General features: G+C 60.8%; 21 protein-coding genes. 1 reads left to right on the forward strand and 20 read right to left on the reverse strand.

Annotated features, from left to right (window positions below; genetic code table 11):
* Nucleotides 1-61: 61 nt before the first annotated feature.
* From AB6803_RS24180 to sdhC, 20 genes are all read right to left on the reverse strand, one after another.
* Nucleotides 62-2,923, reverse strand: coding sequence for a M16 family metallopeptidase (locus tag AB6803_RS24180; RefSeq protein ID WP_371111269.1), 2,862 nt, complete (start codon nt 2,921-2,923; stop codon nt 62-64).
* Nucleotides 2,924-3,039: 116 nt separating this feature from the next.
* Nucleotides 3,040-4,446 (reverse strand): dihydrolipoyl dehydrogenase, encoded by a 1,407-nt coding sequence (gene lpdA, locus AB6803_RS24185; protein WP_371111270.1) that lies wholly within the window; start codon nt 4,444-4,446, stop codon nt 3,040-3,042.
* A gap of 109 nt (nt 4,447-4,555) precedes the next feature.
* Nucleotides 4,556-5,194 (reverse strand): LysE family translocator, encoded by a 639-nt coding sequence (locus AB6803_RS24190; protein ID WP_371111271.1) that lies wholly within the window; start codon nt 5,192-5,194, stop codon nt 4,556-4,558.
* Between the two features lie 18 nt (nt 5,195-5,212).
* On the reverse strand, nt 5,213-5,968 hold the full coding sequence (locus tag AB6803_RS24195) for an SDR family oxidoreductase (RefSeq protein WP_371111272.1): 756 nt from the start codon (nt 5,966-5,968) through the stop codon (nt 5,213-5,215).
* Nucleotides 5,965-6,468: a hypothetical protein gene (locus tag AB6803_RS24200; protein WP_371111273.1), complete on the reverse strand. Its 504-nt coding sequence runs from the start codon at nt 6,466-6,468 to the stop codon at nt 5,965-5,967. The genes AB6803_RS24195 and AB6803_RS24200 overlap by 4 nt, the downstream gene beginning before the upstream one ends.
* Nucleotides 6,468-7,217, reverse strand: a complete 750-nt coding sequence (locus tag AB6803_RS24205; protein ID WP_371111274.1) for a DUF4241 domain-containing protein — start codon at nt 7,215-7,217, stop codon at nt 6,468-6,470. Before AB6803_RS24205 ends, AB6803_RS24200 begins: the two co-directional genes overlap by 1 nt.
* Before the next feature lie 14 nt (nt 7,218-7,231).
* Nucleotides 7,232-8,470 carry a 2-oxoglutarate dehydrogenase complex dihydrolipoyllysine-residue succinyltransferase gene (odhB, locus tag AB6803_RS24210; protein WP_371111275.1) on the reverse strand — a complete coding sequence of 413 codons (1,239 nt, stop codon included), beginning with the start codon at nt 8,468-8,470 and terminating at the stop codon, nt 7,232-7,234.
* Nucleotides 8,460-8,711, reverse strand: a complete 252-nt coding sequence (locus AB6803_RS24215) for a hypothetical protein (protein ID WP_371111276.1) — start codon at nt 8,709-8,711, stop codon at nt 8,460-8,462. Before AB6803_RS24215 ends, odhB begins: the two co-directional genes overlap by 11 nt.
* Nucleotides 8,712-8,726: 15 nt before the next feature.
* Entirely contained in the window at nt 8,727-11,711 is a 2,985-nt protein-coding gene (locus AB6803_RS24220) for a 2-oxoglutarate dehydrogenase E1 component (protein WP_371111277.1), read from the reverse strand.
* 175 nt (nt 11,712-11,886) lie between these two features.
* Entirely contained in the window at nt 11,887-12,789 is a 903-nt protein-coding gene (sucD, locus tag AB6803_RS24225) for a succinate--CoA ligase subunit alpha (RefSeq protein WP_153368874.1), read from the reverse strand.
* Between the two features lie 12 nt (nt 12,790-12,801).
* Nucleotides 12,802-13,293: a DUF1579 family protein gene (locus tag AB6803_RS24230; protein WP_371111278.1), complete on the reverse strand. Its 492-nt coding sequence runs from the start codon at nt 13,291-13,293 to the stop codon at nt 12,802-12,804.
* 5 nt (nt 13,294-13,298) lie between these two features.
* The gene (sucC, locus tag AB6803_RS24235) at nt 13,299-14,492 is read right to left on the reverse strand and encodes an ADP-forming succinate--CoA ligase subunit beta (protein ID WP_371111279.1); all 1,194 of its coding nucleotides are present in this window, start codon (nt 14,490-14,492) and stop codon (nt 13,299-13,301) included.
* 27 nt (nt 14,493-14,519) lie between these two features.
* Nucleotides 14,520-15,482, reverse strand: a complete 963-nt coding sequence (gene mdh / locus AB6803_RS24240; protein ID WP_371111280.1) for a malate dehydrogenase — start codon at nt 15,480-15,482, stop codon at nt 14,520-14,522.
* 179 nt (nt 15,483-15,661) lie between these two features.
* Nucleotides 15,662-16,822 carry a cell division protein ZapE gene (gene zapE / locus AB6803_RS24245; RefSeq protein WP_371111281.1) on the reverse strand — a complete coding sequence of 387 codons (1,161 nt, stop codon included), beginning with the start codon at nt 16,820-16,822 and terminating at the stop codon, nt 15,662-15,664.
* Between the two features lie 65 nt (nt 16,823-16,887).
* A complete protein-coding gene (locus AB6803_RS24250) occupies nt 16,888-17,421 on the reverse strand; it encodes a protease inhibitor Inh/omp19 family protein (RefSeq protein ID WP_371111282.1) in 534 nt (177 codons plus the stop codon).
* A gap of 141 nt (nt 17,422-17,562) precedes the next feature.
* A complete protein-coding gene (locus tag AB6803_RS24255; RefSeq protein ID WP_371111283.1) occupies nt 17,563-18,369 on the reverse strand; it encodes a DNA polymerase beta superfamily protein in 807 nt (268 codons plus the stop codon).
* Nucleotides 18,370-18,418: 49 nt separating this feature from the next.
* Nucleotides 18,419-19,198, reverse strand: a complete 780-nt coding sequence (locus AB6803_RS24260) for a succinate dehydrogenase iron-sulfur subunit (RefSeq protein ID WP_007690177.1) — start codon at nt 19,196-19,198, stop codon at nt 18,419-18,421.
* Nucleotides 19,199-19,215: 17 nt separating this feature from the next.
* Nucleotides 19,216-21,057, reverse strand: a complete 1,842-nt coding sequence (sdhA, locus tag AB6803_RS24265) for a succinate dehydrogenase flavoprotein subunit (protein WP_371111284.1) — start codon at nt 21,055-21,057, stop codon at nt 19,216-19,218.
* A gap of 7 nt (nt 21,058-21,064) precedes the next feature.
* Nucleotides 21,065-21,445, reverse strand: coding sequence for a succinate dehydrogenase, hydrophobic membrane anchor protein (gene sdhD, locus AB6803_RS24270; RefSeq protein ID WP_371111285.1), 381 nt, complete (start codon nt 21,443-21,445; stop codon nt 21,065-21,067).
* Nucleotides 21,446-21,509: 64 nt separating this feature from the next.
* Entirely contained in the window at nt 21,510-21,908 is a 399-nt protein-coding gene (gene sdhC / locus AB6803_RS24275; RefSeq protein WP_174075640.1) for a succinate dehydrogenase, cytochrome b556 subunit, read from the reverse strand.
* 313 nt (nt 21,909-22,221) lie between these two features.
* Here sdhC and AB6803_RS24280 point away from each other — a divergent pair, with 313 nt between their 5' ends.
* The gene (locus tag AB6803_RS24280; RefSeq protein ID WP_371111286.1) at nt 22,222-22,626 is read left to right on the forward strand and encodes a hypothetical protein; all 405 of its coding nucleotides are present in this window, start codon (nt 22,222-22,224) and stop codon (nt 22,624-22,626) included.
* Nucleotides 22,627-22,628 lie beyond the last annotated feature (2 nt).

Genomic DNA, 22,628 nt, shown 5'->3' on the forward strand with positions numbered 1-22,628 from the left:
ACAAAAGGCGAAGCATACAAACAGTGACTGCGGCAATTCGCCAGGCGCAATCGGAAAGAGATTAACGCACCGCCGATCCGTCACTCGGCAGTATTTTCATCCGCCAGAAGGTCTCCGGCTTCAAATATGTTGTCGCGATGGTGCGGATATCCTGCGCTGTTATCGACTGATAGCCGTTGACGCTACTGCGGATCCGCTCAAGGCGCCGAGGGTCTGTCTGGGCGCCGTGCAGGCCCTCCAGCCAGTAGCCGTTGGTCTGTTGCGAACGCTTTATCTCCTCGATCATCGGAGCTTTTGCCCGCGTCAGCTCGTCCGCCGAGACGTCGCTATCCCGCAGATCGGCGGCGATCTTGTCCACAAGATCGAAGAAATGGTCCACTTTGGCAGGCGTTGTCTCGACATAGACATAGGTGAAGCCGTAGCCCGGAATTGATCTGGACAGATCGACATCCCCCTGCGGGCTGTAGGTTGCGCCCTCTGCGACGCGGAACTGATCGACCAGGCGATTCTGGAAGATCGCGCCCGTGACATTGGCGGCGGTGGCACGCGGCAAATCCGATAGAAAGTCACCGATCGGCGCGGCGACCACTGCGGCGGCGTTGTCGCTTCGCCCGTCCTGAAAGCGCTCGACCGGCTGAGGCGTCGGTGCCGGAAAACGCACATCCAGGCCACTAGCCTGCTCCTGCGCATTGGGACGACTTGGCAAAGCACCGAAGGTCTGTGCGGTCATGCGGATCACGTCGTCCACCTTGATATCGCCGACGACGATGATTTCGATCTGCCCATTGGACAGGAGCGGCCGCAACAGCCCCTCGAAATCTTCCGGCTTGGTGTCCAACATTTGCGCCCGGTCGGGGAAGGTCCAGCGTGGATCGTCGGAATGCAAAAGGCCGGCAAGATCGCGGCTGACGACCCCGCCGGGTGTCGCCTGAAGTTGGGAGAGGCTGTTCAGATAGGCCTGCTGGACCCGTTTGAAGACGTCGGGACGATAGGCGGGATCCGAGGCATAGGCCGTCAGAAGCTGCAATTGCATCGCCAGATCATCCGGCCGCGTGGCCCCTTCGAATCGGAAGGCACCATCCTGGATGGAAAATTCGTTGCCAACGACATTGCCAGCCAGAGCTTTCTGCATGTCGTCGTAGTTGATCGCCTTCAAACCTGAAAGCGACACGGCCGGTGCCGCCCAGATCGGCAGCGGACGATCATGCGGCAGATCGAGCCGGCCGCGGCCGATATTGGCACGGACCAGCACTTCATTCGTGCGAAACGTGGTCGGCTTGACGGTCAGCCTGACACCATTGGCGAAGCGCACCATCGTGACGCCGAGATCATCGACCGCGTGCTGCTCAACGACAGCCCCCGGCGGTCCGAAATCGCTGTAGGGCCAGGCGGTCGACGCAGTGTGTTCCGGCGCTGCAACGGGCACGGCGCGCGAACCGGCATAGACCTGTTCGACGGTCGCAATACCGCCATCGGGCATTTGCGGGACTTGCAGCACCAGCAGCGGACCATTGGCGGCAAAGACGCTCTGGAGCGTTCGGTTGACCTCATCGGCGGTCAGGCCCTTCATTGCGGCGTCGAAGAGCGAGAGGTCGTCCGCCGGTGAGGTGAAAACCAGGTTTTCGCCCGTGCTCCAGGCCAGTGTCGCAGCGATGTCCGGGCTTGCGCGTGTCGCCGCACCGCCCGCAGCTGCCTGCAGCATCGAACGATATTCGGTGATTTCGCGATCGATTTCGCTCTGCTCGGCGCCGAACTCGGCAATACGGCGCTGCTCCTGATCGATGGCAACAAGTGCCGCCTGCCATTTGTCGGGATCGGAATCGGCAGCAATCATCGCAACGTGAGCGGACTTGTAGAGATCCTGCGATCCCGCCTGTGCGCTGACAAAGGGCGGATTGGGCTGCTGCGCCAAAAAGGACAAACGCCGGTTGAGCACAGCAAGACCGATGTTCTCGACCAAATCCGCCCGACGCTTGGCGATGCTGTCCGGGGACGCATCATAGGGATGGGTCCAGGCGATCTGCACGCGGGTCGCACCGCCCGGCACGACGACGGTTCCCACTCGCTGCCCTTGCTTTTCAAGGACACCGAGATCGGGCACGGCCGGCGCCGGCGTCGCCGCCGTCCAATCGCCGAAACGGTTGCGAATATCGGCTTCGATCGCCGCCGCATCGATGTCGCCGACCACGATCAGCGTGGCGCGATCCGGGCGGTAGTTGCTGCGGTAGTAATCCCGCACCAGATCGACGGGTGCATTGCGGATGATATCGGTCTTGCCGATCGGCGACCGCAGGGGCACGCGCTGACCCGGCAGCAGCAGATTCATGAAGCCGATGCCGCCGCGATATTGCGGCGTATCACGCAGCTTCTCTTCGGAGAGGATGACACCGCGCTCGCGATCAAAGGCGCCGGCGTCGAGCGTGAGTTCGCTTGCCGTCTCGCGCATCAGCATCAGGCCGGTGGAAACCGTATCGGGCTTGGCCTCCGGGAGATCAAGCGCATAGACGGTCTCATTATAGCCGGTGGAGGCATTGGTATCCGGACCGAAGGCCAAACCGAGGCGCTGAAGAGTCGGAATCATCTCGCCTTCGGGCACATGGGTCGAGCCCTTGAAGGCCATATGCTCGAGAAAGTGCGCCAGCCCCTGCTGGTCGTCATTTTCCTGAAGCGAGCCGGTCGCGATACGAAACCGGATCGCCACCTGCCCCGAGGGCGTTGCATTGTGCATGACGGCAAAGCGCATACCATTGGGCAGCGTGCCAAAGCGAATACCGGATTCGGCCGGCAGGTCGCTGGTGGCTTGCGGCCAGCCGGGAGTAGGCACTTCAGCGCGAGCCGGGAGCGCGCCGGCCACAAAGACCGTGAGCGCCGTCATCATGAAAAATCGGAGGAATGCGGCAGCGATTAGGGCTTTGCGTGACATGCTTGCTTCGGTTTTGAGGAGAGCTTCTATGATGCGATGCACGAGAATTTCTCGTGCATCGCATCATCACAGCTGCATTGCAATCCCAGCTCTCAACCCCAGCTGGAACGCCGGTTTTACATATGGATCGGCTTGAAGAAGGTCGCGAGTGCGGCTTCCTTCACGGCTTCCGACATGGTGGGATGTGCATGGCAGGTGCGGCCGAGATCCTCCGACGAGCCGCCGAATTCCATCAGCACGGTGATCTCGTGGATCATTTCGCCGGCGCCGAAGCCGACGATATGGCCGCCGAGAACGCGGTCGGTTTCCTTGTCTGCCAGGATCTTGACGAAGCCGTCGGTCGCCAGCATGGCGCGGGCGCGGCCGTTGGCGGAGAACGGGAACTTGCCGACCTTGTAGGCGATGCCAGCCGCCTTCAGCTCTTCCTCGGTCTTGCCGACGGAGGCGACTTCCGGCTGCGTGTAGACCACGCTCGGAATGACATCATAGTTCACATGACCGGCCTGACCGGCGAGGATTTCGGCAAGCGCCACGCCCTCGTCTTCCGCCTTGTGCGCCAGCATCGGACCCTTCACCACGTCGCCGATGGCATAGATGCCTGGGACATTGGTCTTGAAATGGCCATCGATTTCGACGCGGCCGCGATTGTCGAGCGCAACGCCGGCTTCTTCGAGGCCGAGGCCGGCCGTGTAAGGCTTGCGGCCGGTAGAGACCAGCACGACATCAGCGTCAAGCACGACCTTGTCGCCACCCTTGACCGGCTCGAAAGTAACCTTGGCGCCCTTGCCGACCTTTTCAACGCCGACAACCTTCGCGCCGAGGTGGAAGGTGATGCCCTGCTTGGCGAGCATGCGCTGGAACTGCTTGGAGACTTCGCCGTCCATGCCGCCGAGTATGTTGTCGAGATATTCGACCACGGTGACCTTGGAGCCGAGGCGCGACCAGACCGAACCGAGTTCGAGGCCAATCACACCGCCGCCGACGACAACCAGGTTTTCCGGCACCTTGTCGAGCGCGATGCCGCCGGTGGACGAAATGATGACCTTCTCATCGATTTCGAGCGGCACGCCCGGAATGCCGGCAACGTCGGAGCCGGTGGCGATGACGATGTTCTTGCCCTCGACCTCGGTCACCTTGCCGTCTTCGGCCGTGACGGAGACCTTGCCGGCGGAAACGATCTTGCCGGTGCCCTGGAAGGTATCGATCTTGTTCTTCTTGAAGAGGAAGGCGACGCCATCGACGTTCGACTTCACGGTCGCATCCTTGTGTGCCATCATCTTCGGGAGGTTAAGCGTCGGCGCGGCGACTTCGACGCCGAGCGCATCCATGCCGTGGCCGGCATGATGGAACACTTCGGAGGCGTGCAACAGCGCCTTGGACGGGATGCAGCCGACGTTGAGGCAGGTGCCGCCATAGGTGGCGCGCTTTTCAATGACCGCGACCTTGAGGCCGAGCTGTGCGGCCTTGACGGCGCAGACATAGCCACCAGGGCCGGTTCCGATAATGATCACATCGTAGGACATGGTTTAATTTCCTTGTTTTGTATCTCTAGAGCGTCATGACGCTCTAATTATTTGATTGAGCATGATCTTATCCGAAAACCGCTGCGCACTTTTCGGGATCATGCTCGAGTTAGTCGGCCGCCCGCGCCATGGCGAGGCGGATGCCGAAGCCCACAAGTGCGGCCCCGGTGATGCGGTTGAACCATTTGCCGCTGGCGATGAAACGATCGCGGATCGGCTTGACGGTGAAGAAGACGGAGACGCCGGCAAACCAGGCGACCAGCGCCGTCGCCATGCCGATGCCATAGCTGAACTGGATCAGCGCCGGTGTGTCATGATGCACGAGCGTCGAAAACAGCGACAGGAAGAACAGAACCGGCTTCGGATTGAGCGCATTGGTGATGAAGCCCGTCGCCAGGCAACGCCAGGCGGAAACCGGCTTGCGGTCCTCATCGGTAATCTCGATTTCCTTGACCTTGAAACCCGGCTCGCGGAAGGACTTGATGCCGAGATAGACGAGATAGAGCACACCGGCCCATTTGATCGCGCTGAACAGCATCAGCGATTGCGAGACGATCAGGCCAAGCCCGAGAATGGTGTAGCTGATGTGGAAGAGCAGAGAGAAGCCCATGCCGAGGCCAGTCATCATCGCCGCGCGGCGACCATGCACGATGCTCTGGCGCAGGATCACCGCAAAGTCGGCGCCTGGAACGACGATGAAGATCGAAAATACGGCCATCAGGCCGAGGAATTCCCAAACATACTGCATAGTTTCCGCCTTCTCCGCTTAACGACCGCCGCTCACATTGAGGATTGAGCCCGTTATATAGGATGCCTGATGGCCCAATAGGTAGAGGACCGCATCGGCAACTTCATCCGCCGTGCCGGCCCGCTGCATCGGAATGGTCGGGCTCAAGTCACGCACGCGGTCCGGCAACCCGCCGGAGGCATGGATATCGGTGTCGATGATCCCCGGGCGAACCCCATTGACGCGGATGCCTTCCGTCACGACTTCGCGCGCCAGCCCGACCGTAAAGGTGTCGATCGCGCCCTTGGAAGCGGCGTAGTCGACATATTGGCCGGCCGAGCCAAGGATTGCTGCCATCGATGAGATATTGACGATCGCTCCGCCCTTGCCGCCGTGGCGGGTCGACATGCGACGCACGGCCTGCCCGGCACAGAGGATCGAACCGGTGATGTTGATGCGGAACATGCGCTCAAGCCGCTCGGGCGTCATTTCATCCACACGCTGCGGCACATCGACGATACCGGCATTGTTGACCAGCCCGTCCAGCCGGCCGAAATGCTGGTCGACGGCGGAAAAGATCGCCTGGATATCAGCCGCCACGCCGACATCGCCGGCAACCGCGATAGCCTCGCCGCCGCCATCGCGGATCGTAGCGACCACCGTCTCCGCGGCCAGTTTGTTGGAGGCATAGTTGACGGCCACGGCCCAGCCCTGCCGCGCGGCGGCAATCGAGACCGCCGCACCGATGCCACGGCTGCCGCCGGTGACGAGAAGAACGGGGGGTTTTCCAGTCATCCGTCGCATCCTTTCAAGGTCAGGACATCCCAGGGAGCGACGGTCGCCTTGCCCTCGCCCCAGATGATGGATTGCCGGATCGAAGGTCCGAGCGCCGGCAGGAACAGCCGCGCCGCAGCCCCGGCGCCCTCCGTCGGCAGCGCACTGATATCGCCCTTCATGTCCGAGGCATAGACCATGCCTTGCCAGACGGTGCAGGCGCGCAGATCGGCACCCGTCACGTCACCATCCGGGCAGTTGAACATGATGGTGCCATTGGCGTGCGGCCCATCGTCCGAGCGCATGATCACGCCCTCCGCCACGATCGACGTGTTGCGGACCGCGAACTTGAATTTGTTGCTGACGGCCGCCGCCGGGCCTGCCGGCTCGAAACGCAGCTCGTAGGCATCGTCCATGTCGCCATAGACAGCCTTTTCCTGCGCACATTCATTTGCGTGCGCCAGCGCGGGAACAGCCATGAGCGCCATCATCGCCCAGTGCAGGAGTGCCAATCTCGCCATCACTCGCCCCCCGGTTCGCGCCGGCCGTCCGCATTTTCGGTCACCCCGAAATCCGTGAATAGCACAAGAGGGCGACCATTGGCATCGAGGCCCCAGAAGACCGGATAGAAACCGTCGCCCCAGCCGCTCCAGAAAACTGCGACATTGCCGCGCTTGCCGGTCACCGGCCGGTGCATGACATATTTGTCGTCATTCGCCTCGATCTCGGACGCCAGGACATCATCATAATAGTTGATGTCGGAAGAGGACTTCTCGGTGCGAACCTGCTTTTCCCGTTCCTGGATCAAAGCATAGGTATCGGCGTCCATATAGCAGCCGAGACCGGCATCGACCGGATAGCCGAAGAACTCATCGCCCTTCAGCGACTTGATATCCTGACCGGCGATCACCGCCAACTCCCAGCGCACCGGCTTGCCTGGGCCAAATCGCAGGCTGGCGGCGGCGATGCGGCCGAAGGCTTGATAGAGTGTCACGGGATAGTTGCCGGGGGGAACGGTTCTGACAAAGGCCGGGCGGTCCGGCCCGACCAGCGGATCGCTGGCGACGATACGCCCCGAGGTCAGCTCGACATCGCCCATATGGAAGGTGGTCACTGCCCTTGAGGCAAGATCGGCGTCGCTGAGCGACGCCAGATCGAGATTGCTGCTGAGCTTTGCCGCGTCGAGGTCATCCGCGACGGCCGGCGATGGCAACCATGCGGCGACGGCACACAAAAGTCCGCGCATCGTCCGCATGGGCCATGTCCACATGAGCCAGCGCTCCCTTAGAGATCGAGAACGAGACGTTCCGGATCTTCCAGGCTTTCCTTGACGCGCACGAGGAAGGTCACGGCTTCCTTACCGTCGACCATGCGGTGGTCATAAGAGAGCGCCAGATACATCATCGGACGGATGACGACCTGACCGCCGATGGCGACCGGACGTTCCTGGATCTTGTGCATGCCGAGAATGCCCGACTGCGGCGCATTCAGGATCGGCGAGGACATCAGCGAACCGTAGACGCCACCGTTGGTAATGGTGAAGGTACCGCCCTGCATGTCGGCCATCGACAGCGTGCCGTCGCGGGCAGCCTTCGCCAGACGGCCGAGCTCCTTCTCGACTTCGGCGATCGACATCTGGTCGGCGTCGCGAATGACCGGAACCACGAGGCCCTTGTCGGTGCCGACAGCCATGCCGATGTGGCAGTAGTTCTTGTAGACGATGTCGGTGCCGTCGATCTCGGCGTTGACAGCCGGGAGTTCCTTCAACGCATGCGTGACGGCCTTGGTGAAGAAGCCCATGAAGCCAAGCTTCACGCCATGCTTTTTCTCGAAGACGTCCTTGTACTTGTTGCGCAGGTCCATCACGGCCTTCATGTCCACCTCGTTATAGGTGGTGAGCATGGCGGCGGTGTTCTGCGCATCCTTGAGGCGACGTGCGATCGTCTGGCGCAGGCGGGTCATCTTGACGCGCTCTTCGCGGCCGGCGTCTTCGACTGTCGTCGGCGCACGCGCGGCAACCGGAGCGGCCGGGACAGCGGCAGGCGCCGAAGCGGCCTTGGCAACAGCAGCGATGACATCGCCCTTCAGAACCTGGCCGCGCTTGCCGCTACCATCGACCTGATCGGCGGAGACATTGCTTTCGGCAAGCAGCTTGGCGGCGGCGGGTGCCGGCGGCATAGCGGAAGCCGGAGCGGAAACAGCAGGTGCGGCAACCGGGGCGGCAGCAGCCGGAGCGGGTGCTGCGGCAGGCGCGGCAGCCTGTGCCGGAGCAGCGGCAGCGCCGTTGCCAGCCGAGATCTGGCCGAGCAGCGCGCCGAGACCAACGGTCTCACCGGCCTGGGCGACGATTTCGGACAGCGTACCGGCAATCGGCGAGGGAACTTCGATCGTCACCTTGTCGGTTTCCAGTTCGACAATCGGCTCGTCGACCTTGATGGCGTCGCCGACCTTCTTGAACCAGGTGCCGACGGTCGCTTCGCTGACGGACTCGCCGAGGGTAGGAACGCGGATTTCAGTGGCCATTGTTCAGATCCTGATTTTTCGTCTTATGAGTTAGATAGAATTTCCGGCGACAGATGGCCGGGGAATGATCGAGAGTGTCGGCATTTCCGATGTCGATGACGCGCATATCGAAGGCCCGGCTGGCATTCGCATGTCGATACCGATAGGTGGCGTGTTGCTGCATGGCGGCCATCTCCTCCCCTGTGGCGTCATGCGGAAAGCCGGAGCGCGATGGCACAAGTTTCAGATGAAAATAGGCCATCGCGCAACCCCTTGCTTAACCGCCGAGCGCATCCTCGAGGAATGCCGCGAGCTGCGACAGGTGCTTCGACATCAGGCCCGTCGCCGGAGAGGCGGCAGCCGGACGGCCGGTATAGCGAACCCGCTGGTACTTGGCATCGATATGGGCAAGCACCCATTCCAGATAAGGATCGATGAAGGACCAGGCGCCCATGTTCTTCGGCTCTTCCTGGCACCAGACCATCTCCGCATTGCGGAAGCGGCTGAGCTCATTGATCAGCGCCTTGGCCGGGAACGGATAGAGCTGTTCGATGCGCAGCAGGTAGATATCGTCGATGCCGCGCTTTTCGCGCTCTTCCAGGAGGTCGTAATAGACCTTGCCCGAGCAGATGACGACGCGACGGATCTTGTTGTCCTTCTGCAGCTTGATCGGGCCGTCCTTGATCACTTCCGCATCGTCCCAGAGCAGGCGATGGAAGGAGGTTTCCCCCGCCATCTCCGCCAGGCTCGACACGGCGCGCTTGTGGCGCAGCAGCGACTTCGGCGTCATCAGGATCAGCGGCTTGCGGAAGTCGCGCTTCAGCTGACGGCGCAGGATGTGGAAGTAGTTCGCCGGCGTTGTGACGTTGGCGACCTGCATGTTGTCTTCGGCGCAGAGCTGCAGATAGCGTTCCAGGCGGGCGGAAGAATGCTCCGGACCCTGGCCTTCATAGCCATGCGGCAGCAGGCAGACGAGGCCGGACATGCGCAGCCACTTGCGTTCGCCCGACGAGATGAACTGGTCGAAGATGACCTGCGCACCGTTGGCGAAGTCGCCGAACTGGGCTTCCCAGAGCGTCAGCGCGTTCGGACGGGCCAGCGAATAGCCGTATTCGAAACCGAGAACCGCTTCTTCCGACAGCATCGAGTTGATGACTTCGTAGCGAGCCTGGGTCGGCGACAGGTTGGCAAGCGGGATGTAACGCTCTTCGGTTTCCTGATCGTAGAGAACCGAATGACGCTGCGAGAACGTGCCGCGTTCGCAATCCTGGCCGGACAGGCGGATCTTGTGGCCTTCGACAACAAGCGCGCCGAAAGCAAGCGCTTCCGCCATCGCCCAGTCGATGCCTTCGCCGGTCTGCACCATGTTGGCGCGGTTTTCCATGAAACGCTGGATGGTGCGGTGCGCGTGGAAGCCAGCCGGAATTTCCGACAGCTTGCGACCGATCTCCTTCAGCGTCTTCATCGGCACGGCGGTCTTGCCACGGCGCTGCTCATCGGCATTGTCGGCCGCATGCAGGCCCGACCACTCACCATCAAGCCAGTCGGCCTTGTTCGGCTTGTAATGCTGACCGGCCTCGAACTCCTGCTCGAGATGGGCGCGCCAGTCGGCCTTCATCTTTTCGACTTCGCCTTCGGTCAACACGCCTTCGGCGACCAGCCGCTGCGAATAGAGTTGCAGCACCGTCTTGTGGGCGCGGATGACCTTGTACATGTTCGGCTGCGTGAAGGACGGTTCATCGCCTTCATTGTGGCCGTAGCGGCGGTAGCAGAACATGTCGAGGACGACAGGCTTGTGGAACTTCATGCGGAATTCGGTGGCGATCTTGGCCGCATAGACCACGGCTTCCGGATCGTCGCCATTCACATGGAAGATCGGCGCCTCGATCATCTTGGCGACGTCGGACGGATAGGGCGACGAACGCGAAAAGGCCGGATTGGTGGTGAAGCCGATCTGGTTGTTGATGATGACATGCATCGTGCCGGCGACACGATGGCCGCGCAGGCCCGACAGGCCGAGGATTTCCGCAACCACGCCCTGTCCGGCGAAAGCAGCATCACCGTGGATCAGGAGCGGCACGACCTTGGCGCGCTCGGACAGCGGAATGATGTCGCCATCCCACTGGGTAGCACCCATATCCTGCTTGGCGCGGGCCTTGCCCATGACCACCGGATTAACGATTTCCAGATGCGACGGATTGGCCGTCAGCGAAACGTGCACCTTGTTGCCGTCAAAATCGCGGTCCGACGAGGCGCCGAGATGGTACTTGACGTCACCAGAGCCTTCGACTTCGTCCGGCGCGTAGGAGCCGCCTTTGAACTCGTGGAAGATAGCGCGATGCGGCTTACCCATGACCTGCGAAAGCACGTTCAGGCGGCCGCGATGGGCCATGCCGAACAGAGCTTCCCTGAGGCCGAGCTGGCTGCCGCTCTTCAGGATCTGCTCCAGCGCCGGGATCAGCGATTCACCGCCGTCGAGGCCGAAACGCTTGGTGCCCTTGAACTTGACGTCGAGGAACTGCTCGTAGCCTTCGGCTTCGATGACCTTCTGCAGGATCGCCTTCTTGCGCTCGGGATTGAAAGCAATACCCTTATCGACGCCTTCGATGCGCTCCTGGATCCAGGCCTTCTCTTCCGGATTGGAGATATGCATGAATTCGACGCCGAGCGTCGAACAGTAGGTGCGCTCAAGAATCTCGATCATCTCGCGCACGCTGGCATATTCGAGGCCAAGTACGTTATCGATGAAGATCTTGCGATCGAGGTCAGCCTCGGTGAAACCGTAGGCCTCCGGCGACAGTTCCTTGTAATCTTCGACCGCAGCGGCGATGCCGAGCGGGTCAAGCTTGGCGTGCAGGTGACCGCGCATGCGATAGGCGCGGATCATCATGATGGCGCGGACGGAATCGCGCGTTGCCTGCAAAACGTCAGCCGTGTCGGTCGGCTTGCCCTGAGCTTCGGCCTTGGCCTTCACCTTGGTCTCGATGACCTTTTCGACGATGCCCCAGTTGCCGTCGAGCGCGGAGACGAGCTCACCATTGGCCGGGATCGGCCAGTTCTTGCGCTGCCAGGAGGCACCCTTGGCCGCCCGCTTCACGTCGTCGGGACTGTCTTCCAGCGCCTTGAAGAAGGACCGCCATTCGTCGGACACCGACGATGCGTCTTCCTCGTAACGCGCGTAAAGCTGCTCGATATAAGCAGCATTCGCACCATCCAGGAACGAAGTGATCTGAAATTGCTCGTTGGCTTCTTGCCTTGCCATGGTGATATGCGGACGCCTTCGTCCGCCTCCCGACTTGTTTGCATTGCCGGCTTATGGACATCCGGCGACCGTATTTCGTCCGCGGCCACTTGGACCGCACATCTGCACTTACGAATTGGAAGGCCGGACGGGATTGCGGTTGCCGCTCCCCGTCCGGGTCTTGCTATAGGTAGGATCAGCCCTTCAGGACTTCCACCAGCGTCTTGCCGAGACGCGCCGGCGACGGCGACACGCGAATGCCTGCCGCTTCCATCGCCGCAATCTTGTCTTCCGCGCCGCCCTTGCCGCCGGAAATCACGGCGCCAGCATGGCCCATGGTGCGGCCGGGAGGTGCCGTGCGGCCGGCGATGAAGCCGACCATCGGCTTCTTGCGGCCCTTCTTGGCTTCGTCCTTGAGGAACTGCGCGGCTTCTTCTTCAGCCGAACCGCCGATTTCGCCGATCATGATGATCGACTTGGTTTCGTCGTCGGCGAGGAACATTTCCAGGATGTCGATGAATTCCGTGCCCTTGACCGGGTCGCCGCCGATGCCGACAGCCGTCGTCTGGCCGAGGCCTTCATTGGTGGTCTGGAACACGGCTTCATAGGTGAGCGTGCCCGAACGCGAGAGAACGCCGACGGAGCCCTTCTTGAAGATGGAGCCCGGCATGATGCCGATCTTGCATTCGTTCGGCGTCAGGACGCCGGGGCAGTTCGGTCCGATCAGGCGCGACTTCGACTTGTCGAGGCGAGCCTTCACCTTGACCATGTCGGCAACCGGAATGCCTTCGGTGATGCAGACGATCAGCGGGATCTCAGCGTCGATCGCTTCGAGGATGGCAGCCGCGGCACCTGCCGGCGGAACGTAGATGACCGAGGCATTGGCGCCGGTGGCGTCCTTGCCTTCAGCGACCGACTTGAAGATCGGCAGCTTTTCGCCGTCCTTGCCGGTCCAGGTTTCGCCACCCTTGGAAGGATGGATACCGCCGACCATCTTCGTGCCGTGATAGGCAAGCGCCTGTTCAGTGTGGAAGGTGCCGGTCTTGCCGGTCAGGCCCTGAACCAGAACCTTGGTGTCTTTGTTGATGAGAATAGACATGCGAGGCCTTTGTTACGAGAGGTTGGAAGACGCGGAGGCAACGCGACGATAAACGCCGCTGACGACCTCCTGCCATGTATCGCTGCCGGCGGGCGAGAAAGTGACGCCCATGCGGTAGCAGTCATCATTTTCGAACTGGAAGAGAGTGCGCTGCGCACCGCGCGGCGAAGTCTTCGTCAGGACAAGCCTATCCTCGACCCACTCACCGGATGCCGGCGAGGCGGGCGCGAAGCCCACCGTATCGAACTGATAGAGCTTGTAGGCCTGATCCGCCCGGTCGAAGCCGAGAATGTTCCGGGCTTCGAAAGAGGTTTCGCCATCGCGCGTCTGCACGTAGCGCTGTTCGACGAAGAATCCGCCGAACAGACACTCGGCCGTGAGCCGCGCGGTTGCCGTGCCTTCCTTCGTCCAGGCCGAAGCCGCGACGCGCTCTTCCCCTTCCCAGGTGCCGGCAAAGGCACCAAGGCGAAGATGAGCAGCCGTAGGAGCGAAGGAAGCAGCCATCCCGATCAGCCCTTGACTGCCTTGACGATCTTCTGGGCGGCATCGTCCAGGTCATCCGCAGAGATGACGTTGAGACCGGATTCGTTGATGATCTTCTTGCCGAGATCGACGTTGGTGCCTTCAAGGCGCACGACGAGCGGAACCTTCAGACCGACTTCCTTGACGGCTGCGAGCACGCCTTCGGCAATGACGTCGCACTTCATGATGCCGCCGAAGATGTTGACCAGAATGCCCTGGACGGCCGGATCGGCAGTGATGATCTTGAAGGCGGCCGTGACCTTTTCCTTGGTGGCGCCACCGCCGACATCGAGGAAGTTCGCCGGCTCAGCGCCGTAGAGCTTGATGATGTCCATGGTTGCCATGGCAAGACCGGCGCCGTTGACCATGCAGCCGATATTGCCGTCGAGGGCGACATAGGCGAGGTCGTATTCGTGCGCCTGAATTTCCTTTTCGTCTTCTTCCGACGTGTCGCGCAGCGCGCGGATGTCTTCATGACGGAAGAGAGCGTTGCCGTCGAAAGAGACCTTGGCGTCGAGAACGCGCAGGCGGCCGTTGGTCATGACGATCAGCGGGTTGACCTCCAGCAGCGCCATGTCCTTTTCGACGAAGGCCTTGTAGAGGATCGGGAAGAGCTTGGCGGCGTCTTCGCGGGCAGCGCCCTCAAGCTTCAGCGCGTCGGAAAGAGCAGCCGAATTGGCAGCCGTGACGCCCGCCGACGGATCGATGGCGACGGTGATGATCTTTTCCGGCGTGTCGTGTGCGACGGTCTCGATGTCCATACCGCCTTCCGTCGATACGACGAAGGCGACCTGACCGACCGAGCGGTCGACCAGGATCGAGAGGTAGAGTTCGCGGTCGATGTCGGCGCCGTCTTCGATGTAGAGGCGGTTGACCTGCTTGCCGGCCGGGCCGGTCTGCTTGGTCACCAGCGTGTTGCCAAGCATGTCCTTGGAATTGGCAACGACGTCCTCGATCGACTTGGCGAGGCGAACACCGCCCTTGGCATCGGGGCTAAGTTCCTTGAATTTGCCCTTGCCGCGACCGCCGGCATGGATCTGGCTCTTGACGACGTAAAGCGGGCCTGGAAGCTGCTTTGCGGCAGCAGCGGCTTCGTCTGCGGAGAAGATGGCAACGCCGTCCGCGACGGGTGCGCCATAGGACTTCAGCAGAGCCTTGGCCTGATATTCATGAATGTTCATGGGTCTATCCCTATTGAAAGGCGAAAATTACTTCAGCGACGGCGCGATGGCGGTGCAGGCTTCGCAAAGACCGGCGACGGCTCCGACCGACTTATCGAAGGCTTCCTTCTCGGCCTTGTTCAGATCGATCTCGATGATGCGCTCGACGCCACCGGCGCCGATGACCGTGGGAACGCCGACATACATGTCCTTGACGCCATACTGACCATCGAGGTGAGCAGCGCAGGGCAGAACGCGCTTCTTGTCCTTGAGGTAGGATTCAGCCATTGCGATGGCGGAAGCAGCCGGAGCGTAGTAGGCCGAGCCGGTCTTCAAGAGACCGACGATTTCGGCGCCGCCATCGCGAGTGCGCTGGATGATCTCTTCCAGACGCTCGGCGGTGAGCCAGCCCATGGTGACGAGGTCGGTCAGCGGAATGCCGGCAACGGTGGAGTAACGAGCAAGCGGGACCATCGAGTCGCCATGGCCGCCGAGAACGAAAGCGGTGACGTCTTCGACGGAAACGTTGAATTCCTTGGCAAGGAACAGGCGGAAGCGCGAGCTGTCCAGCACGCCGGCCATGCCGACGACCTTGTTGGCCGGGAGGCCCGAGAACTTCTGCAGCGCCCAGACCATGGCGTCGAGCGGGTTGGTGATGCAGATCACGAAAGCGTTCGGGGCATACTTCTTAATGCCGGCACCGACCTGCTCCATGACCTTGAGGTTGATGCCGAGAAGATCGTCGCGGCTCATGCCCGGCTTACGGGCAACGCCGGCGGTGACGATGCAGACGTCAGCGCCTTCGATCGCGGAATAATCACTGGCGCCGGTCAAGTTGGCGTCGAAGCCTTCGACTGGCGAAGACTGGGCGATGTCGAGACCCTTGCCCTGGGGAATGCCGTCCGCGATGTCGAACAGGACGATGTCGCCCAGTTCCTTCAGGCCGGCGAGATGCGCCAGCGTGCCACCAATCATGCCAGAACCAATAAGTGCGATCTTGTTGCGCGCCATTTCGGGGTATCCTTTGCGATCAAAATCCGTGGCGGGACGCCCACAAGGCATCCACTATTGCCGCCAATCGCATAGACCCAACGGCTGAAATTGGCAATTGATTATTTTGAGAGCAGGGATTTCAATCGGTTAGATCGATAATGTCTTACGTAAACGTAAGACATTCTGTCACCAATCTGTTACTCGGCAGCCCGTTTGGCGGGAGTCTGGGCGAGATATTCGGCGCTGCGCATCTCGAAAAGCCGCGATGCGGTACGGTCGAATTCGAAGCCTTCTGTGCCGCGTCTTTCGACCAGCAGATCCTCCGGCATCGCCGCTGCTGAAACATAAAGCCGGATGGCGTGATCGTAAAGCGTGTCGATGAGGATGATGAAACGCTTGGTCTGGTTGCGTTTTTCCGGCCCGAGCTTCGGCACCCGGTCGAGAAAGATCGTATCGAACCGCTTGGCGATCGCCAGGAAATCGGCAGCACCCAGCGGCGCATCACAGAGATCGGCAAAGGAAAAGCGCGCCATGCGATCGGCAGCAAGCGGCACATGGATGGACCGCCCCTTCATCGGGATGTCCAGCGGTTGCGCCTTGCGGCCATGCAGCGCCTGCATCCAGGACGCATCCATTGCCATGTCGGTGCGCTCGTCGATCGGGATCAGATAGACCGGCTGGCTGTTCAGCTTCTCCATCCGGTAATCGGTTGGCGAATCCAGCGTGACGACCTCGACATGGCGTTTCAGCAGATCGATGAAGGGTAGGAACAGGCCGCGATTGAGGCCGTCGCGATAGAGATTGTCGGGCTCGACATTCGAGGTGGCGATCAGCACGCAGCCGAGCGAAAACAGCTCGGAAAACAACCGCGACAGGATCATCGCGTCGGCAATGTCGGTCACGGTGAATTCGTCGAAGCACAGCAGCTCGGCTTCACTATAGAGGTCGGCCGCGACCGGCAGCACCGGATCCGCCTGCTTGGTCTCGCCATTCTTGAATTTCAGCCGGTGAGCGGCGATGCGATTGTGCACATCCGCCATGAATTCATGGAAATGCGCCCGGCGCTTCTTCTTGGCAGGCGCCATGGCGAAGAACATGTCCATCAGCATGGTCTTGCCGCGCCCGACGCTGCCATGGATATAGAGACCGCGAACAATCTCGACCGGCTTCTTACGCGCAAACATCCAGCCGAGCGCGCTCGACTTGATTGCCGGCCGTTTCTGCTTGAGGTTGGCAAGCACGCGATCGAGGGATTTCGCCACATCCATCTGCGCCGAATCCACCTGAAGCGATCCGGAGGCCGTCAGCGCCTTCAGCTGTTCGCCGACGCTGATGGAATAATCGGGCATGGGCTGCATGGGGAAATATCCACCTGTGCAAATAGGGAAGCGGCCGAACGGCCCGCCCCCTTTTTAAAAAAGCTTTATCGGCTGAGGCTGATCGGCTGGCCGGACGCGGTCGAGCCATCGTAGCGCGAATCGGCCGTCTTGTAGAGCGAGCCGATCTGGTTGCCGTCACGGTCCTTGAGAAGAACCTGCTTGCCGGATACCGCCCAGGAACCCATCGCCGTCAGCTCACCGGCACAACCGCGTGTGCCACCGCGCGAGCCGCTACCGAGATTGGTGAGCGTCAGGAACATATCGCAGCTCGACCCGCCATTGCTGACCTTCCAGCTGCCGACCATGGACTCCTTGGTCACGTCCTGCGCGGATGCGGCCATCGCCTGCTGTTGCTGCGGATTGGCCGCGTTCGGCGCGTTCGACGGTGCCGCGGGAAACTGCGAACCATCGCCGCCATTCGTTGGCGGTAGCTGGCTGGACTGGACGGAAGGAACAGGCTGAGCCTGCAAGGGTGGCGGGCGCGAATAGGACGTGTCGTCGTTGTTGTATGCTGTGCGCTGGCAACCGGCAAGCGACAGACCTATCGCCGCAGCCGTCACTGCATATCTCAATTGCATCATCATACTCCTAATCGTCCACCGCTGACATTGGGAAACCGAGCACCCATAAAATTGGAACTAACGTATTTCACTTTGGTTAATCAAGTCGATACAGGCATAAATCACCGGACGCCATAGCTGTGCAGGAATCCGGTGATTTCAAGGCTTAACGCGCCGAACCTCAGCCAGATAGAAGTCATCGGCCAATTCCTGCACCCTTTTGTCAAGCGCTTGGTCTTGGCGGAACCTGCCCGAAAAGTCGGAATAGCGTGCAAGTGAGGTCGATAGAAAGTCGGTGAGCGGCAATGGCGGCACACCCTCTCCCATCTCGCGCGTTTCTTTTTTGACCGCCACCAATTGCAGAATTGTAGCCCGCATGTCTTCGGCTATATCGATAGCTTCAAGGCATTCGAGCATGTTCATTGGTGGCAATTTTTCGAAATCCGTCTGCCGCATCCATTCGAGCGCGATCGCCGGACGGATGGAATAAAGCAGCTTCTTCAAGCGGACGGGCTCGGCTCCATCCCCTGGCTGATGCTGCTTCATCAAGCCGATATAGTGCTGAGCGACCTTCTCAGGCACCATGATCTCATCCAGCAGCATGCCGAGGCGATCGCGAAAGCCGGCCTCTTCCTCATATATAATCGGTGATTTCAGCCACTCGACAAGAACGGCATTGCCCTTCAGCGCCAAAAGTAGTGCCTTGCGCAGATCCCACCCACCGGTATCGATATCGCCAACGATCGGAAACTCGATGACGTCTCGATGTGGAAAGAGGGTCAAATGATCCCTCTCCGGCCTGATATAAACGAAGCGGCAATCATAATCGCTGTCCGGTGACGGGAAGCCCCAGGCACGACTACCGCTTTCAATGGCAAGGCCTATGCGAATGCCTTCGGCCTTGACCGAAGCAAGCCGCAACCGGATTTCGGCAACGGCCTCTGGCGCAAAGCCTTCCATCGTCATGCGAACATCATCCTCATCGCTACCGACGCCGGCAAACAATCGCCGGCGGTCAGACCCGCCGTTCGACCATCATCTTCTTGATTTCCGCGATCGCCTTGGCCGGGTTCAGACCCTTCGGGCAGGTCTGGGCGCAGTTCATGATCGTGTGGCAGCGATAGAGGCGGAAGGGATCCTCGAGATTGTCGAGACGCTCGCCCTTTGCCTCGTCTCTGGAGTCGATCAGCCAGCGATAGGCCTGCAGCAGAACGGCCGGGCCGAGATAGCGGTCGCCGTTCCACCAGTAGCTCGGACAGGAGGTCGAGCAGCAGGCGCAGAGGATGCATTCATAGAGGCCGTCGAGCTTCAGACGATCCTCATGGCTCTGCTTCCATTCCTTGGCCGGCGGCGGCGACACGGTCTTGAGCCAGGGCTCGATCGAGCGATGCTGAGCATAGAAATTCGTCAGATCCGGCACCAGGTCCTTCACGACCGGCAGATGCGGCAGCGGATAGATCTTCACCGTGCCCTTGATCTCGTCAAGACCCTTGGTGCAGGCGAGCGTGTTGGTGCCGTCGATGTTCATCGCGCAGGAACCGCAGATACCTTCACGACAGGAACGGCGCAGCGTCAGCGTCGGGTCGATGTTGTTCTTAATGTAGAGCAGGCCGTCGAGCACCATCGGGCCGCAATCGTCGACATCGATGTAATAGGTATCGATGCTCGGGTTCAGACCGTCGTCCGGGCTCCAGCGATAGACGCGGAATTCGCGCGTGTTCTTGGCACCCGCCGGCTTCGGCCAGACTTTGCCTTCACGCATCTGAGAGTTCTTGGGGAGAGCGAGTTCAACCATGGTCAGTTCCTCTCAGATCAATAGACGCGTGCCTTGGGCTCGATCTTGTGCGGATCGATGCCTTCGGCGATCAGTTCGGTATGGACGGGACGATAGTCGAGCTTGACGTCGCCGGCTTCGTTGACCCAGGCAAGCGTGTGCTTGCGCCAGTTCTCGTCGTCGCGCCCGCCGAACTTGCCTTCGGTATAGTCCTCGCGGGCGTGCGAGCCGCGGCTTTCCTTGCGGGCTTCGGCGCCGTAGATCGTCGCGATGGCGTTGGTCATCAGATTGTGCAGTTCCAGCGTCTCGACGAGATCGGAATTCCAGATCAGCGAACGGTCGGTGACCTTGATATCGGACAGTTCCTTCCAGATCTCCGAAATGCGGCGGCAGCCGGATTCCAGCGATTCCTGCGTGCGGAACACGGCGGCGTCTTCCTGCATGGCGCGCTGCATTTTCTCGCGCAGTACCGCCGTCGGTGTATTGCCGCTGGCATGACGCAGGCGGTCGAAGCGATCCATGATCTTGTCGCAGGCAGCAACATTGACCGGCGGGACCGGGCTGTTGCGATCGATGACTTCACCGGCGCGGATGGCAGCGGCACGTCCGAAGACCACAAGGTCGATCAACGAATTGGAGCCAAGACGATTGGCGCCATGCACCGAGGCGCACCCGGCTTCACCGACAGCCATCAGGCCCGGCAACACGCGCTCGGGATTGCTGCTGTCGGCATTCAGCACTTCGCCCCAATAGTTGGTGGGAATGCCGCCCATGTTGTAATGGACGGTCGGCAGAACCGGGATCGGCTCACGGGTTACATCGACGCCGGCGAAGATGCGCGCGCTCTCGGAAATGCCCGGCAGGCGCTCATGCAAGACGGCCGGATCGAGATGGTCGAGATGCAGGAAGATGTGGTCCTTGTTCTTGCCGACCCCGCGACCCTCGCGGATTTCCAGCGTCATGCAGCGGGAAACCACGTCGCGCGAGGCAAGGTCCTTTGCCGACGGCGCATAGCGCTCCATGAAGCGCTCGCCTTCGGAATTGACGAGATAACCGCCTTCGCCGCGCGCGCCTTCGGTGATCAGACATCCCGAACCGTAAATGCCGGTCGGATGGAACTGCACGAATTCCATGTCCTCCAGCGGCAGTCCGGCGCGGGCCACCATGCCGCCGCCGTCGCCGGTGCAGGTATGAGCCGAGGTTGCCGAGAAATAGGCGCGGCCGTAACCGCCGGTCGCCAGCACCACCATCTTGGCGGCGAAACGATGGATCGTGCCGTCATCGAGACACCAGGCGACGACGCCTGTGCAGCGGCTGCCGTCATCCGACATGATGAGGTCGAGCGCGAAATACTCGATGAAGAATTCAGCATTGTTACGCAGCGACTGGCCATAGAGCGTGTGCAGGATGGCGTGGCCGGTACGGTCGGCGGCAGCGCAGGTGCGCTGCACCGGCGGGCCCTCGCCGAAATTCTGCATGTGGCCGCCGAATGGGCGCTGATAGATTTTGCCTTCCTCGTTGCGCGAGAAGGGCACGCCGTAATGCTCAAGCTCGTAGACGGCTTTCGGCGCTTCCATGACCATGTATTGCATGGCGTCGACGTCGCCGAGCCAGTCGGAGCCCTTGACGGTGTCGTAGAGATGCCACTGCCAGCTGTCCGGCGTCATGTTCTGCAGCGAGGCGGCGATGCCGCCCTGGGCTGCAACGGTGTGCGAACGGGTCGGAAAGACCTTGGTGATGCAGGCGGTGCGGAAGCCCTGTTCGGCCATGCCGAGCGTGGCGCGCAGGCCGGCCCCGCCGGCGCCGACGACGATCACGTCATAGGAGTGATCGACATACTTGTAGGCTTTGCCATTCTGAGCGGATGAGTTCGGTGCCATGATGCAATTATCCTACGAACGCGATCTTCAGAATGGCGAAGAGACAGAGCCCCGCCATGAGGATCGAGAAGAATGTGTTGAGCATGAGAAGAACGATCTTGCCGAATTCGCCGTGGACATAGTCCTCGATGATGACCTGCATGCCGAGCTTCATGTGAATGATGCCGGAGATCACCATCAGGCCCATGATGACGGCGACGAAGGGATTCGACAGCGCGTGCACGACCTCCGCATAGGGAGCGCCAGCATGGATGATCAGGAAAATGACGAAGAAAACGAAGAGCGGGACGTTGGCGACGGCGGTCAGGCGCTGGCGCCAGAAATGGTCAGTGCCTTCCTTGGCGGAGCCGAGGCCGCGGACTTTACCCAAAGGGGTGCGCATATCCATGAGAAATATCCTTTAAAGCATGATCCCCAAAAGCGCGATGCGGCTTAGGGAAGGGTCATGCCAATCAAACCAGCCGGATGGCGATGCCGATGATCCAGACCAGCGCGGTCAGACAGAGCGAACCGACGAGCGTCGCCTTGGCCAGCTTGGTCGAGAATTCCTTACCGAAGCCGTAGCCGAGGTCCCACATGAAATGGCGCAGACCGCCGAGCATGTGGTGGAGCAGTGCCCAAGTGTAACCGAACAGCACGAGCCGACCGATGATCGTCCCCATGATCCAGTTGACCAGGTCAAAATAGCCCTGGCCCGTCGCCGCGGCGATCAGCCACCAGGCAACCAGCACCGTGCCGAAATAGAGCGCGCCACCGGTAATGCGGTGCACGATCGACATGATCATGGTGGGAATAGGCTTGTAGATTTGCAGATGCGGCGACAAGGGCCGGTTTTGTGTGACGTTCGCCATCAGAACCTCGCGGCGTTACGATACGCTTCTATCCCGGATGTTCTCCGGGCAACGCACACGCGCGGGAAAATCCTGTGTGCGTTGCATCAATTGCGACCATTAATCACGGAAAGGCACGGCGACAAGCACAATTGCTGTCTGCCTCGAATTTAATCGATTCGGATCGCTCGACATCTTTGGCGCGCACGCCGAAATGATATCCCCTGATTGGTGCCTCGATATAATTTTCCCGCCCGCCGAGTGGACTTAACCCCACTCTTGCGGCATTCTGTTCTTCATATTTTATTAAGGATTTAGCGGGTGAGGGAAACGCATGCGGCAGCATCTTTTCAAGGCAACGGCGCTCGTTTTGGCGGCAGCCGCCGTTCTTTCATCCGTATCGGCCCTGGCGGGTGATTATCGCCGGGAACATCGACGGTTTCATCATTCCGGCCCCCACCGGTTGCAGGAAATCTCTTGGCCGCAGCGCCCGGCACAGCCGCAGCCGGACAGAATCGTCCTGATGGAGCGGCAATACGCAGCGGATATTGGCACCTATGCTGGGACGACCGATATCTACAAGACCAATGACGGGACCTATGTGCTCGGCTATGGCGGTTATGATCCGTATCCGGGCAAACCTGCGACACAGCTCAAGCCGCGAGCCAAGGTGATCGACGTCAAGCTTGCCGGCAATGCCTGCGCCTATGAAGCCGGCGTTTGCGTGATTCGCCCGTAAGG

This window comes from Rhizobium sp. RCC_161_2, assembly GCF_041355235.1.
GTDB lineage: Bacteria > Pseudomonadota > Alphaproteobacteria > Rhizobiales > Rhizobiaceae > Rhizobium.